This is a genomic window from Serratia sp. HNCC26DJ206 (assembly GCF_057180605.1).
The window spans coordinates 36,528-51,213 of sequence record NZ_JBXUGP010000003.1 but is presented as its reverse complement, the minus strand read 5'-3'; the positions used below and the strand labels follow the sequence as shown (position 1 = coordinate 51,213).

Annotated in this window: 14 protein-coding genes; 4 read left to right on the top strand and 10 right to left on the bottom strand. The window is 56.8% G+C overall.

Going from position 1 to position 14,686, the window contains the following annotated elements:
• The 9 genes from ulaD to AC2A1E_RS02855 all read right to left on the bottom strand — a co-directional run bounded on the left by ulaD (window position 1) and on the right by AC2A1E_RS02855 (window position 10,054).
• On the bottom strand, window positions 1-657 hold the full coding sequence (ulaD, locus tag AC2A1E_RS02895; RefSeq protein WP_484382475.1) for a 3-keto-L-gulonate-6-phosphate decarboxylase UlaD: 657 nt from the start codon (window positions 655-657) through the stop codon (window positions 1-3).
• Complete coding sequence (locus tag AC2A1E_RS02890) at window positions 654-2,147, bottom strand: FGGY-family carbohydrate kinase (protein WP_484382474.1); 1,494 nt, start codon at window positions 2,145-2,147, stop codon at window positions 654-656. Before AC2A1E_RS02890 ends, ulaD begins: the two co-directional genes overlap by 4 nt.
• The gene (locus tag AC2A1E_RS02885; protein ID WP_484382473.1) at window positions 2,144-3,442 is read right to left on the bottom strand and encodes an MFS transporter; all 1,299 of its coding nucleotides are present in this window, start codon (window positions 3,440-3,442) and stop codon (window positions 2,144-2,146) included. Before AC2A1E_RS02885 ends, AC2A1E_RS02890 begins: the two co-directional genes overlap by 4 nt.
• 250 nt (window positions 3,443-3,692) lie before the next feature.
• Window positions 3,693-4,169, bottom strand: coding sequence for a NanQ anomerase/TabA/YiaL family protein (locus AC2A1E_RS02880; RefSeq protein ID WP_484382472.1), 477 nt, complete (start codon window positions 4,167-4,169; stop codon window positions 3,693-3,695).
• A 10-nt stretch (window positions 4,170-4,179) separates the two neighbouring features.
• Window positions 4,180-5,178, bottom strand: coding sequence for a 3-dehydro-L-gulonate 2-dehydrogenase (gene yiaK / locus AC2A1E_RS02875; protein ID WP_484382471.1), 999 nt, complete (start codon window positions 5,176-5,178; stop codon window positions 4,180-4,182).
• Between the two features lie 254 nt (window positions 5,179-5,432).
• Window positions 5,433-6,281 carry an SMP-30/gluconolactonase/LRE family protein gene (locus AC2A1E_RS02870; RefSeq protein ID WP_484382470.1) on the bottom strand — a complete coding sequence of 283 codons (849 nt, stop codon included), beginning with the start codon at window positions 6,279-6,281 and terminating at the stop codon, window positions 5,433-5,435.
• A gap of 14 nt (window positions 6,282-6,295) precedes the next feature.
• Window positions 6,296-7,384 (bottom strand): ABC transporter substrate-binding protein, encoded by a 1,089-nt coding sequence (locus tag AC2A1E_RS02865; RefSeq protein ID WP_484382469.1) that lies wholly within the window; start codon window positions 7,382-7,384, stop codon window positions 6,296-6,298.
• A 14-nt stretch (window positions 7,385-7,398) separates the two neighbouring features.
• Window positions 7,399-8,475 (bottom strand): ABC transporter permease, encoded by a 1,077-nt coding sequence (locus AC2A1E_RS02860; RefSeq protein ID WP_484382468.1) that lies wholly within the window; start codon window positions 8,473-8,475, stop codon window positions 7,399-7,401.
• Window positions 8,465-10,054 carry a sugar ABC transporter ATP-binding protein gene (locus AC2A1E_RS02855; protein ID WP_484382467.1) on the bottom strand — a complete coding sequence of 530 codons (1,590 nt, stop codon included), beginning with the start codon at window positions 10,052-10,054 and terminating at the stop codon, window positions 8,465-8,467. Before AC2A1E_RS02855 ends, AC2A1E_RS02860 begins: the two co-directional genes overlap by 11 nt.
• 374 nt (window positions 10,055-10,428) lie before the next feature.
• Between AC2A1E_RS02855 and AC2A1E_RS02850 the strand changes: the two genes are divergently transcribed.
• The 3 genes from AC2A1E_RS02850 to AC2A1E_RS02840 all read left to right on the top strand — a co-directional run bounded on the left by AC2A1E_RS02850 (window position 10,429) and on the right by AC2A1E_RS02840 (window position 12,833).
• A complete protein-coding gene (locus AC2A1E_RS02850; RefSeq protein WP_459399805.1) occupies window positions 10,429-11,247 on the top strand; it encodes an IclR family transcriptional regulator in 819 nt (272 codons plus the stop codon).
• A gap of 157 nt (window positions 11,248-11,404) precedes the next feature.
• On the top strand, window positions 11,405-12,022 hold the full coding sequence (argO, locus tag AC2A1E_RS02845; protein WP_484382466.1) for an arginine exporter ArgO: 618 nt from the start codon (window positions 11,405-11,407) through the stop codon (window positions 12,020-12,022).
• Between the two features lie 82 nt (window positions 12,023-12,104).
• Complete coding sequence (locus tag AC2A1E_RS02840; RefSeq protein ID WP_484382465.1) at window positions 12,105-12,833, top strand: oxidative stress defense protein; 729 nt, start codon at window positions 12,105-12,107, stop codon at window positions 12,831-12,833.
• Between the two features lie 35 nt (window positions 12,834-12,868).
• Here the strand turns inward: AC2A1E_RS02840 and AC2A1E_RS02835 are convergent, their stop codons facing one another.
• Window positions 12,869-13,762, bottom strand: a complete 894-nt coding sequence (locus tag AC2A1E_RS02835; protein WP_459399802.1) for a LysR family transcriptional regulator ArgP — start codon at window positions 13,760-13,762, stop codon at window positions 12,869-12,871.
• Between the two features lie 153 nt (window positions 13,763-13,915).
• Between AC2A1E_RS02835 and rpiA the strand changes: the two genes are divergently transcribed.
• A complete protein-coding gene (gene rpiA / locus AC2A1E_RS02830; protein ID WP_484382464.1) occupies window positions 13,916-14,575 on the top strand; it encodes a ribose-5-phosphate isomerase RpiA in 660 nt (219 codons plus the stop codon).
• Window positions 14,576-14,686 lie beyond the last annotated feature (111 nt).

Here is a 14,686-nt window from a genome sequence, read left to right as displayed (position 1 = left end):
TTAAACTCTCCATATCTCATCAATGGCGCTACGGAACTGGCGCGCGGCGGCGATCGGATCCGCTGCTTCCGCCAGCGCGCGCCCGGCAATAAACGCCGTAACGGCGATGTCTTTAAACAGCGGTAAATCGGCTGGCGTGATACCGCCGGTGACTGAAAGCTCGATACCTAAGTCAGACAGCGCCTTCATGGTGTCCAGATCCTGCTGGCCCCAGGTTTGCCCGCTGGCCTGCGCGTCGCGCCCCCGGTGGTAGATCGCCTGCTTGATACCGAGATCAAGCCAGTGTTTGGCATCTTCCAACGTCCAGCGGCCAAACAGTTCGATCTGAATTTCCCCCTGATGGTGCGCTGCCACTTCCTGCGCGCTGGCCATGGTGGCTAACGGGGCAGCGCAAATCACCGTCATCCAGTTGGCTCCCTGCGCAAAGGCTTGCTCTGCCAACGTGGCACCGGCATCGGCTACTTTCAGATCGGCCACCAGCGTATGCTGCGGGCAACGCTCGCGCAGGGCGCTCACCGCCTGGATCCCGGCGCTGATGCACAAGATGGTGCCTGCCTCGATAATGTCGACATGCGGATGAAGGCGCTCTACCGTTTGCAGGGCCGCATCCAGCCGGGTGTGATCGAGCGCCAGTTGCAGGCGCGGTTTGATGGTCATAAAGCCTCCTTGGAGTGGCCGGTTTGCAGCGTTTGTAACGCGCCAATCAGCGCCTGATAACGTTGGTATTTGTGCTGGTAAGCCGCTTGCGCCTGTGCGTCTGGTTGCACGATTTCCAGGCGCGGGGCCAGCGCCTGCTGGGCAGCGGTAAAATCTGGGAACGCACCGGTGCCGACCATGGCAGCCATCGCCGCCCCTAGGCAGCCGGTTTCTTCCACCTGCGGCAGTTCCAGCGGCAGGCCGCTGACGTCTGCCAGCATCTGCATCCACGGGGCCGACTTCGCCGGGCCGCCGGTGACGCGCAGCGCGGTGGTGTGCGGGAAGCGTTGCAACATGCGGTTCAGGTGGGTCAGATGGCAGAACACCACCCCTTCGAAGATCGCCTGCACCAGATGTTCGCGCTGGTGGAAGGCCTGCATACCGTAGAAGCTGGCGCAGAGGCCCAGCCCGGCGTTAGAGCCGTAGAGGAAAGGGGCGAACAGCAGTTGGCTGCCCGCTTTCGGCAAGGCCACCACCCACTGGTTGAGTTGCTCATAATCGTGCAGCCCCCATTGCTGGCAGAACCATTCCAGATTGGCGGCGGAGGTTGGGCTGGCTTCGTGCACGATGTATTGGCCCGCTTCGGCATAGCGGCCATAGACGAACGGATGATCGAAGCCGGTTTCAATCGCTTGGGTAATGCCGCTGGTTACCGACCAGGTGCCCATTACCGCGTTCAGCCGGGTTTCATCCTGCAACCCGGCGCACAGCGCGGTGGAGACCACGTCGAACAGCCCGCCCACCACCGGCGTGCCCGCCAGCAGGCCGGTTGCGGCAGCAGCGGTGCTATTGACTCGTCCTGCAATGTCGGCGGAACCGACGATCGGCGGCAGAGCGGCCACGATCTCGCCGATCCCGAGCAACTGCGCCAGCGCCGGGTCATAGCGGCCCTGTTCCATCTGATACAGATTGGACTCAGAGATATTGGTCTCTTCGCAGGCCAGGTCGCCGGTCAGGCAGTAGCGCAGATAATCGTGCGCCATCAGCACGCTGCCGATCTGGCGATAGCGTTCTGGCCGATGCTGCTTCACCCAGCGCAGCAGCGAAACCGGGTGGCCGGTCCACAGCGTTTGCCGGGTTTGCTCATACAGCGCCTGCGGAATACCGGCTTTTTGCCACGCCTGCACCAGTGGCAGCGCGCGCTGATCGGAAGAGAGCATGGCATTGCCCAGCGGCTGGCCCTGTTTATCCAGCAGGAACAGCCCTTTTCCCTGAGCCGAGATCCCTACGCCCTGAACGGCGGCGGCTTCGATGCCGAAGCGCTCGAGCAGTTCGCGGATCACCCCGGCGGCGGTCTGCCATAGCGTAGGCATATCCCGTTCCGCCCAGCCGGGCTGTGGCGCGATAATGGTCAGATTCCGGCGGGCAATCCCCAGTTCCTTGCCCTGTAAGTCATACAGCCCGGCTTTAATAAAGGTTCCGCCGCAATCCAGCCCTAACCAATATTTCATGGCGCGTTCCCCGCGCTTTGGTCGCATCTGTTTGGCAGCATCAGCGCCAGCACCGAGGCAATCGCCAGCGAGACCGCCAGGCTGTAAACCCCGACGTCTTTACTGAACAGGCTGATCAGCACGCCGACCATATACGGCCCACAGAACCCGCCCAAATTACCGAGGGCGTTGATCACACCACGTGCGCCACCGGCCACTTCGGCGTTAAACAGCTTAGGCGGAATGGTCCAGAACACCCCAGCGGCGGCCTGAATAAACACCCCGCAGCCGACCAGTGCGGTATAGGACCACCAGATGTGTTCTTTTAGCAGCACTGAAAGCGCCATGCAGATGGCAAAGCAGGCCAGCGGCAGGGAGACGAAGACTTTGCGTTTGCCGGTGCGGTCAGACAGGGTGGAAATGATCAGCATGCCGAAGATCGCGCCGACATAGGGCAGGATGGCCAGCATCCCAACCTGTTCCATATTGCCGTTGGTCAGCCCTTTGAGGATGGTCGGTAGCCACAGGGTGTAGCCGTAGATGCCGGTCTGGTAGAAGAAGTTAACCAGGATCAGTTGCCACATGATCTTGTCGCCCAGTACGCGCCGCAGCGACGCATTGCGTACCGTTTTGCCTTTGATCAGCAACTGTTCGTCGTGCAGGATTTTAATCAGGTAGTCTTTTTCTGCCTGCGAGATCCATTTGGCCTCTTGCGGGCGGTTGCTGATGGTGAAGTACCACAGCACCATTACCAGCAACGACAACCCACCTTCCACCAGGAACAGCATGCGCCAGTCCCAGGCGGTGATGATCCAGCCGGAGAGCGGGGCGGTCAGTATTCCTGCGATCGGTACGAACATAATCACAATGGCGTTGGCGCGGCCACGTTCTTTGTCCGGGAACCAGTTGCTGATCATGGTCAGCACCACCGGCAACATACCGCCTTCGGAAACGCCGAGGGCAAAACGCAGGAACAGCAGTTGATACTGGTTGGTGACCAGCCCGGTAAGCACCGAAATAATTGCCCAGGCCAGCAGCGACCAGCCGATAAATTTTTTGCCGTTACCGTTGACCGCCAACTTGCCGCCGGGAACTTGCAGGAACAGATAACCAATAAAGAAAATACCGCCCGCTAATCCGGCCATCGAGGCGGTAATGCCTAATTCCTCGTCCATACCGCCGGGCATGGCGAAAGCGATATTAACGCGGTCCATATAAGAAATAATGCAGGTAATAAGAATAGGGGGCACTATTCGTAACCAGCGTAATTTAGGTATGGCCTGGCTACGGCCAACAGAAATAGAGGCTGTATTCATATTATCAATACCTTCATATAAATAATGGCATTCCTTTAATTACCTGAAGCTGAAAGCTCCAAGTCGTTTGGGTATAGCGCGAATAAATTTCCCGTAGCACTTGATATCATATGACGCCCCCTCTCCCTGCGGGAGAGGGCCGGGGTGAGGGGCTTTAACTCGGTGTAATACCCCTCACCCTAACCCTCTCCCCAAAGGAGAGGGAACTGAATAGTCTTAGCTCATTAGTATTGAATGATTAATTTAGTATTTATTTCCTGTCTGAAATTAATGCCACCGGTATTTTCACCACCACCTTTCTAATATCGCAGGCTCGTTGATTAATACAGGCTGGGCGATGAACATCCTGTGGGAAAAATACCGCGAAATTACCGGGGTGCATGGTTAACCAGGATTCATTCTCCACATCCTGATAAAAAATAATGTCGCGCTGCTCCAATAGTTCCTGCTCAATAAGGTTATTACCGTTATCCACAGCGACGCCGATAAGTTCGGTGCCACTCACCAGAAACTGCACGTCGATATTTTTGCGGTGCACTTCTGGCCGCAGTTGGTTTTTATCTTGGGTGTGTAAATCCAGCACCTGCACCAGATAACCGGTTTCCGCATCTTCATAACGCCCGGCGGGCAGGGCGGCGAAGTCGGTGTTCTGTAAATAGGCCACCGCTTTGGCGATCGCCGGGGGATAATGCTCTGCTGCCGTATGGGCAATATGGCCAAAGAACATAGTCTTCTCCTTAAAGCGCCTGAATGCGCGCCCAGACTCGGTCGTCAATGGGAATACCGTCGCGCTGATTCTCGGCGCGGACGCCTGGGAACCTGTGGCCCGGCAGGCGAATAGCGACATCGGGGTTATCGCGTTCGGCGCTGGTAACGTAATCCATGATGCGCTGCAATTTTTCATCGCGGGTTTTGCCGTCGATCAGGCGTTCGATCTCGATGGCGATAAACACCTGCGAAACGCCGTATTCGTCGCGGTGATCTTCGCTCACTTCGGCTACGGAACTGCCGCCGGAAAGCAGGGTGGCGATCATATCCAGCACCACCGACAGCGCCGAACCTTTCCAGTAGCCCATTGGCAAAATGCGCCGATTTTCTTCAATGGTGGCCGGATCGCGCGTCAGGTTGCCGTCATTATCAAAACCACCGTCCACCGGCAGCGTTTTGCCTGCCAAGCGATTTATTTCCAGTGCGCCGTAGGAGAACATCGACATCGACATATCCACCATGGTGATCGGGTTACTCGGCACGGCGACGATCAGCGGGTTGGTGCCGATACGGCACTCTTTGGCTCCCCAAGGCGGCATCACGGCGATTGAGTTGGTCCAGCAGATGCCGATGTAACCCTTTTCCGCCGCCTGCCAGCCGTAGCCGCCGCCGCGCATCCAGTGGTTGGCATTACGCAGTGCCACCAGGCCGATGCCGTGTTGATCCGCCAGTTGCATGGCACGATCCATCATCTGGCGGGCGGTCAGGTTGCCGATCCCCTGATGGGCATCCCACTGTTCGATAGCGCCCAGCGCCAGCAGCTTGCTCGGTTTGGCGTCGGGGACGATGTCACCGGCTTCCAACTGCTGAATAAAGCGCGGAAAACGGTTTACGCCATGAGAATAGACGCCGCTTTCGGTAGTTTTCGCGAACATCGCGGCGCACTCATCTGCCGTTTGTTCCGCCACGCCCCGTGCCAGCAACACACGCTTGAATTGCTGTTTTAGTTCGGTGTAACTCACTCTCATGCTGCTTCTCCGTTACGGCGAATTGTGCGTTTTACATTCTTTAAATTTCATTATGCGAAATTGCATTTCAAATAAATGCTATACCCGCATCGGAGCGAAGTCAAAGTGAGGTGATGGAAAATTAATATTTAAAAACAGTGGGTTAAATTAGCATGGTGATTTTGTGATCGGCGGCACGTTTTGGGGATTTACCGTGCTACAGGCGTGACAAAACAGGGTGAGGCGGACTCACCCTGTATGAAGCGGAATGCCTGTTACCCGTGGGTATTCAGGGCGATCCGATATAGCGAAGTGGTGGCGGTGATATACAGCTCATTGCCGCTTGGCCCGCCGAAGGTGCAGTTAGAAACCCGCTCCGGCACGGCGATCTTGCCGATTTTCTGGCCTTGAGGGTTAAAAATAGTGATGCCATCGGCACAGCTACAAAACAGATTACCGGCGGCATCCAGGCAAAAACCGTCCGGAAAGCCGGGCGCAACATGGGCAAAATGGCTACTGGCTCCCAGTTTGCGCCCTTCTACCGGGTAGACCCGCAGTTCGCTGCGCCCAAGCGTGGGGAAATCGACGATCGACATATCGGCTACGTACAACAGGCGTTCGTCCGGTGAAAAAGCCAGGCCGTTTGGCCGTTGCAGATCGCTGGCGGCAATGTTCAGCGAACCATCGTGGGGATCGAAGCAATACAGATAGCAGCCGATCACCTGGCTTTCTGACTTGTAGCCCTCTTCATCGCCGACGATGCCATAGGGCGGATCGGTAAACCACAACGTGCCGTCGGAGCGTACCACCACATCGTTGGGGGAGTTGAAGCGTTTACCGTCAACGCGTTCCACCAGCAGGGTGATGCTGCCGTCATGCTCGGTGCGGCTGATGGCGCGCCGTCCGTGTTCACAACTGATCACGCGCCCCTGATTATCGCAGGCATTGCCGTTGGCGTAGTGCGAAGGCGAGCGCCACAGGCTGAGTTCCCCGTTGCGCGCCCAGCGAAACATACGGTTGCCTTTCACATCGCTGAACACCACAGCATCCTGTTGTGGCAGCCATACCGGGCCTTCGGCCCAGATGGCGGGCGAGCATAAACGTTCCAATGATTGTGCGATCATGCCAGCCCCTCCGTTTATTTTACGCCCCAGATGGCTTTGTAATGTTCTTGGTAGCCGTTCTGTGGGTCATACAGGTTATCGGCACTGATATTGTCACGGGTGACCAAGTGTGCCGGAGTGACATAGCCAGAAGGCGGCTGTTTGGCAAAGGCGCGGTTGAATTCATCCAGCAACTGCCAGCCTTGCAGCTTCAGCGGCTCCGGCACGGTGGCGGATTGGCTGTCGCCCGAGCGGATGCGCTGGTAGGCGGAAATAGAACCGTCACCGGCCGAGATGTTATACGGGGCATGTTGGCCGCCTTTACCGGCGGTTTTCAGCGCCGGAGCCATAAAATCGAAGTACAGATCGTTGATCGCCAATGCGTACTGGAATTTATCGCCGTATTTTTGCAGCAGGCTGAAGGTCATGGCGGGCATGCGGTTGGCGGTGTCCGCCAGCGGCGTATCGATGAATTCCACCACTGTGCAGTCGCTGCATTTGCCGATCTCTTCTTTCATTACGTTGGCCTTGTCCAGCGCGATTTGGTACAGCGAATCGGTAAAGATCAGCACGCTGGCCTGCCCGCCGGATTTCACCACCGCGTATTGTGCCGCGATGCGGGCTACTTCGTTGGAGTCGGAGGTGACGTTATAGAATACGTCGTATTTGGCGATCGGCCCCGGTTCCGGCACTGCGTGCCAGGCGGTGAGCACGATGCCCTGCTGGATCGCCTTCTTCAGCGGGATCTTGGCCACGTTAGGGTTCCAGCCACCGATGACGATGCCGTCCGGTTTCTGGGCGATCGCCTGATTAAGTGATGACAGCTGATCCTTCACCGACCCGCCACCGTCCAGCGTTTCCAACCGCCAGCCTGCCGCTTTGGCCGCTTCGCTCAGCCCTTGCTGCACACCTTGCACGCCGCCGTTTTTCATATCGGAAGCAATAAAGATGATTTTCTTGTTCGGTACTAACTGCGGGCCGCTGGTGGGGCCATCCCACTGGCTGGCGCTGGTCGTAGCCTTATTTACCGCCGCGGTGGCCTGATCGAGATAAGCATCGGCCCATGCCGGTGCGGTGGCTAACAGCAACGTGGTGACCCCTGATAACATCCAAAAACGTTTCATACGTAAACTCCTCATTAAGGATTGATCGCTTTCTGATTATTTTGAGCCGCTTGGCTGTGCTGTACCGTTTTTTGATTGAGCAACCGGCGGCGCTGGGCATAGCCCGCTAGCGTGATAGAAAGCAGCAGGGTGGCGCCGTTGAATAACGGTTCAACCCAGAATTCGCCGCCAAACTGTTGGATACCGGCAATGCCGATCGCCAGAATGGCAATGCCGACCACCGTGCCCCAGACGTTGACCCGCCCGGGACGGATAGTGGTGCTGCCGAGGAAGGCACCGACCAGCGCCGGTAGCAAGTAATCCATGCCGACGCTGGCCTGCCCGACGCCTTGCTCCGCAGCGATCAGCACGCCGCTAAAGCCGGTGAGCACGCTGGAAGCCATAAAAGCGCCAATGGTGAAGCGGTTGACGGAAATACCGTTCAGCCGCGCCGCCGCCGGGTTGCCGCCTACCGCATACATACAGCGGCCGAGCGGCGTGTGTTCGGTGATTAACCACAGGACGATAGCTACGATCAGCACATAGAAGGCGACGATCGGAATACCGGCAATTTCGGTGTGATGCAGGGCGATAAAGGCGTCGGGCAAGTCCCCGACAATCTGCCGCCCGCCGGAGTGCCACAGGGCCACCGCATACAGCACGGTGCCGGAACCCAGAGTGGCGACGAAGCTGTCGATATCCGCCAACGCCACCAGAATGCCGTTCAGCAGGCCATACAGCGCGGCAATCACCAACACGGTTAACACCGCCATCTGCCAGGAGAAGCCGTATTCCACTTGTAGGGTGATCGCCAGAATGTGCCACAGCACGATGCCGAAACCGACGTTGAGATCGATCTTGCCGACGATCATCGGAATGGTGGCCGCCAGCGCCAGTAGGGCAATTTTGGCTTTGCTGGACAGGATCGCCTGTAACGTCAGCATTGAGGCAAACGACGGTGTGGTGAGTGAAAACAGGATCACCAGCATGATGCACAATAACAGCAGGCCGTAGCGGGTGAGGATCTGCATCAGCCACGGGCCAGCGCCGTCCTGCGCCAGGCTGACGCGCTGTTCTAATGCCGTTGATTTAACGGATGTTTTATTCGACATGCTGTTTCTCCACCACAACTTCCCCGGCGCTGGCAGAGGCCAGCTCCAATAAATTGGCGAACGAGACCTGTTGGTTCTTCAGTTCGCCGACCACGGTTCCCCGGTTGAATACCAAGGCGCGGTTACAGATATGGGCGATCTCCTCGAAATCGTTGGAGATCACCAATATCGCCACGCCTGCGGCCAGGGATTGATTTAACAGATGATAAATTTCCGCCCGCGCCCCGACGTCGACACCGGCGGTAGGATCTTCCAGGATCAGCAAGGGGGCGCCCAGGTGCATCCAGCGCGCCATCACCACTTTTTGCTGGTTGCCGCCGGACAGGGCGCTGATGTCGATATTGACGTCCTTCGGCCGCACGTCGAACAGTTGCACCTTCTGCTCGCTGGCCGCGGTTTCGGCGCGGCGGCTGTAGCGCGCTAATAGCTGGTGGCCGCTGGCGCAGGGGTTGATAAATAGGTTTTCGCGTACGCTCATCGACATCACCAGGCTTTCGCCGGTGCGATCGCCCGCTACCAGCGAAACGCCGCAGGCGATCGCCTGCTGTGGACTGGTGGCGGCGTAAGGCCGATCGCGGAACTGGATTTCGCCGCCGTCGCGCTGGCGCAGGCCGAACAGCAGGCGGCCGATCTCTTCCTGCCCGGCACCGTGCAGCCCGGCCAAGGCCAGCATTTCACCCGGTTGCAGGCTGAAACTGACCGGGCCGATCTCACCGATCACCACGTTGTTGAGCTGTAGCACCGGCGGTTGCTGCTCCGGCAGCGGTTCGCGCTGATCGCCCGTCATCGCTTCACCGACGATCGTCTGTACCAGATCGCGCAGGGAATAATCGGCGGTATTGCCCCCGGCGACGTAGCGCCCGTCGCGCATCACGCACACCCGATCGGCAATCTCTATCACTTCATCCAAGCGGTGGGTGACATAAATCATGCCGACTTTTTTGGCCCGCAGCCGGTTGATCACCGCAAACAGATGGCGCACGTCGTTAGCGGGCAGCGATGCGGTGGGTTCATCCAGCACCAGCAGTTCGGCGTTCACCGCCACCGCCCGCGCGATCGCCAGCAGCGATTTCTCGGTGCGGGAAAGTTCAAACACCCGGGCATCGGGATCCAGCGCAATGCCGACATCCTGCAAAGCTTCGCTGGCACGTTGGCGGATGGCGCGCCAGTCGATCAGCCCGAAACGGCGCGGGAAGCCCATCACCAGCGCCATGTTTTCTGCCACCGTCATCCATTCAATCAGCCCTAAATCCTGATGGATAAAGGCGATCGGCTGGCGGCTGGCGCTTTTTAGCGCTGCTGCTGAAACAATACTCTGGCCCTGAAAGCGAATATCACCGCCGTCGCGCGGGTAAACGCCAGCCAGCACCTTGATCAACGTCGATTTGCCGGCACCGTTTTCACCCAGCAGCGCCAAGACTTCACCGGGCATCACCTGCAAGCTGACATCGTTAACCGCGATGTTGCCGCCAAATCGCTTCACGATGTTGCCGCCAAATCGCTTCACGATGTTGCCGCCAAATCGCTTCACGATGTTGCTGAGTGTCAGAATGGGTTGATCCGCATTGCTATGAGTCATGTGATGCACCCTTGGTGTCCGGTTCGCGCAACTTGCACGCGGCAAGTTAGTGAATAACTGGTGGTTAAATCTACGGTATATTTCATTATGCGAAATTCAATTTCAAAAATGATATGCCGAACGCTGAGCTAAAGCAAAGCCGGACGGCTTTTAATTGTTATTAATAAACAATGGGTTATTTTTATCTTTGCGAATTTGTGACCTATAACTCACTTCGTAAGTTACCAGAATGTTGCGCGTTTTAACGCTGCTGCTGACAATGAAACGGCGTTCCATCTTCACCTGATGCAACCATTGGAGTAACATCCCCGGTAATGAGCCTGTTGATCGTGCCGTAGCCTAGACGGGTGGTTCGACATTGGAGAAATTTCGCTATGAGCCTGAAAGCTGTTGATGAAAAAGATGATAAGAAAGACAAACCGTTGGGCAGCCAAAGCCTGTTCCGTGGATTGCAACTGATTGAGATATTGAGTAATTTTCCCAATGGCTGCCCGCTGGCTCACCTCTCCGAACTGGCAGAGATGAACAAGAGTACGGTACACCGCCTGTTGCAGGGGCTGCACGCCAGCGGTTACGTCACCCAGGCACCGTCCCCCGGCAGCTATCGGTTGACCACCAAATTTATTTCTATTGGTCAGAAGGCGCTTTCTTCGCTGAATATCATCCACGTGGCGGCACCGCATCTGGAGCAGTTGAACCTGGAGGTGGGCGAAACGGTGAACTTCTCCAGCCGCGAAGACGATCACGTGATCCTGATCTACAAGCTGGAACCGACCACCGGCATGATGCGCACCCGTGCCTATATCGGCCAGCACATGCCGCTTTACTGCTCGGCGATGGGCAAGATTTTCATGGCCTACGGCAAGAGCGATTACCCGGATCATTATTGGCAAACCCATCAGCAGACGATCCAGCCGTTAACGCGCAATACCATTACCCAATTGCCGAAAATGTATGAGGAACTGGCGGATATTCGCAAACAGGGCGTGGCGATGGACCGTGAAGAGAACGAACTGGGCGTCTCCTGCATTGCTGCGCCAGTGTTCGACATTCAGCAACGGGTGCCTTATGCGGTGTCGGTTTCTCTGCCGACCGCCAAGCTGCAACAGGTTGGAGTGAAATCGCTGATGAAACCGGTACTTGCCACCGCGCAGCGCATTTCCCAGGAACTGGGATTTGTGACCCACGGTTGAGCATTAGCCTAACTGATGCCTGATTAGAAATATCCATTTCCCCTAATAATTATCTCTTCGTATGATGCGCGTGTTGAACAGCACGCGCCGCTTTTCTGGCCTTATCGCCTTCGAGGCATCGCCAAAAGCCCTGCATTCTATCGCCAGAGGAAACAAAATGTTAACCATCTTTTTGCAAGGCTTTGCCTTGAGCGCCGCAATGATCCTGCCGCTGGGGCCGCAAAACGTATTTGTGATGAACCAGGGGATCCGCCGCCAATATCATCTGATGATCGCTTCGCTGTGTGCGTTGAGCGATATCGCCCTGATCTGCGCCGGTATTTTCGGCGGCAGCGCCTTGCTGAGCCGTTCGCCGCTGTTGTTACTGTTGGTCACTTGGGGCGGGGTGGCGTTTCTGCTGTGGTACGGCTGGGGCGCTTTCCGCACCGCGTTCAGCCAGCACTTGGCATTGGCCACCGCCGAAGAGATGAAGCAAAGCCGCTGGCGCATTGTGGTCACCATGTTGGCGGTCACCTGGCTGAACCCGCATGTGTATCTCGATACCTTTGTGGTGCTCGGCAGCCTTGGCAGCCAATTAGCACCAGAGATCCGCTCCTGGTTTGCCTTAGGTGCGGCCAGCGCGTCGATCGCCTGGTTCTTCGCCCTGGCTTTGCTGGCTTCCTGGCTGGCTCCGTGGCTGCAAACTCAGACCGCACAACGGATTATCAACGTTCTGGTTGGGCTGGTGATGTGGGCCATTGCGCTACAATTAGCCTGGAATGGCGCAAATCTATAGAATTTGTCACTAATCCGAATTTAAATCTCCGCCGGATATGTTAGGTTTTAGGCTCAGTAATGAGTCATTTTAAGGAGACACCGTGAAGCTGAAAGCATTGGCCATGGCCGCAATGATTGGATTTGGGGCGTTACCTTTAGCATTGCAGGCGGCGGAATTACCCGAAGGGCCGCACGTAGTTACTTCCGGTAGCGCCAGCGTGGACGCTACCCCGGATATCGCCACGTTGGCGATCGAAGTCAGCGTTACCTCCAAAGATGCCGCCCAGGCGAAAACGCAGGTCGACGAGCGCGTGGCGCAATATTTCGATTTCCTGCAAAAAAACGGTATTGAAAAGAAAGACATCAACGCAGCCAATCTGCGCACGCAGCCGGAATATGATTACCTGAAAACCGGCGAGTCGGTGCTGAAAGGCTATCGTGCGGTGCGTCAGGTGCAGGTGACATTGCGCCAGTTGGATAAGCTGAACGCACTGCTGGACGGGGCGCTGAAGTCTGGCCTCAATGAGATCCGCTCGGTTGAGCTGGGTGTGGCCAACCCGGACGTTTATCGCGAACAGGCGCGCCAGAAAGCGATTGAAGACGCCACCCAGCAGGCGGCTTCACTGGCGAAGGGCTTTAAGGTTACCCTGGGGCCGGTTTACAGCATCCGCTATCACGTCGCCAACGCTCAACCGATGCCGGTAGCGCGCATGTTTAAAGCGGCTGCTGCACCGGAAAACGATGCGGCGCAAACCTACGAGCAGCAGAGCATTCGCTTTGACGATCAGGTGGATGTGGTGTTTGAGTTGCAGCGCAACGCAGCACAGTAATTGCTAGCAGGGCGCAATCATTGCGCCCTGCTATTCTAATCCTGCCTTAACACCTGATGCCCATGAGCCAACAGTGCGTCGGTGACCTTGCGCATCATGCGGCTTTCCGGCGCAAAACGGTGCCAGAACAGCATGCGGCGCTGGAACAGGCCCGGTGTCAGGTCGATCAACTCCCCTGAAGCCAGCTCTCTCTCTATTTGCAGATGCGGGATCATACAGCAGGTGGTCCCTTGCCTTGCCAACTGCACAAAGGCCTCCGAAGAGTTAACGATATGGCACGGCACGCTGCCCGGTGAAAGATCGAAGTTCTGCTGCAAAAATGCCTGATGCATATCGTCGAGGTGGTCAAAGGCTACCGCAGGGGCTTTCAGCAGGGCGGAGCGGGTCACGCCGTTGGGGAAATAGCGCTCGGCAAATCCTTTGGACGCGACAAACAGATAATCCAGTGCGCCCAATTGATCCACCAGGCAGCTCGGCAGCGGCTGCGGTTGGATACTCACTGCGCCCACCACTTCACCCCGGCGCAGGCGCTCTTGGGTGCGGGTTTCGTCTTCGACCTGCAAATTCAGGCGGATCGGCGAGTCTGTCAGGACGGATTGCAGCGCCGGTAACAGCCAGGTGGCCAGGCTGTCGGCGTTGACCGCCAGCGACAGCAGCAACGGGGTATCGACGCCGTTATCATTCCCCAGCCACTCTTCTTCCAACAGTTCAACCTGATGCAGCAACGCCAGCAGTTTCTGCCCCTGCTCTGTCGGGCGCGGCGGTACGGTGCGCACCAACAGCGGTTGGCCGAACAGGTTTTCCAACTGTTTGATGCGCTGGGATACGGCCGATTGGGTGATACAGAGTTTTTGTGCCGCGCGCTCAAAGCCACGCTCACGGATCACCGCGTCCAGCGCTTGCAGCGTTCGATAGTCTGGGCGTTTCATCGGAGATATATCCCTATAAAAAGAAATTGATACCGGCACTATGCCACATTTTTACGCTTTTTCGGGTGAAATAAGTGTGATCCCGTCTGAGTGCAAAACGGCGATTTACCCTATAATACGCACACGTTTTCGCACATAGGCAGTAAACACATCATGACTCAGGATGAACTGAAAAAAGCGGTAGGTTGGGCGGCGCTGGAATATGTGAAACCAGGCACCATTGTGGGGGTCGGCACCGGTTCTACGGCGGCTCATTTTATCGATGCGCTCGGCTCGATCAAAGATCAGATCGAAGGTGCGGTGTCCAGCTCCGACGCCTCTACCGCCAAACTGAAAAGCCTGGGGATCCACGTTTTTGACAGCAACGAAGTGGATTCGCTGGATATCTATGTTGACGGCGCGGATGAGATCAACGGCCATATGCAGATGATCAAAGGCGGTGGCGCAGCCCTGACCCGCGAAAAAATCATTGCCGCGATCGCCCGTAAGTTTATCTGCATTGTCGATTCAACCAAGCAGGTTGATGTGTTGGGCAAATTCCCGCTGCCGGTGGAAGTGATCCCGATGGCGCGCTCTTATGTGGCGCGTGAACTGGTGAAACTGGGCGGCCTGCCGGAATATCGCCAGAACGTGCTGACCGATAATGGCAACGTGATCCTGGACGTACATAACCTGAACATTCTCGATGCGGTTGAGCTGGAAAATAAGATCAACGGTATTGCGGGTGTGGTGACCGTCGGCCTGTTTGCCAACCGTGGTGCGGATGTTGCGCTGGTGGGCACGCCGGATGGCGTTAAAAAAGTGGTGAGATAACCACGCTTGCAGGGGCGCAGCCAATCGCGCCCTGATGATTTGCCGCTTGCCTGTTTCTTGAGATTTTCGGCTAAAAAATATCTTATCTTAAAACCGCCAAATTTAGTGATA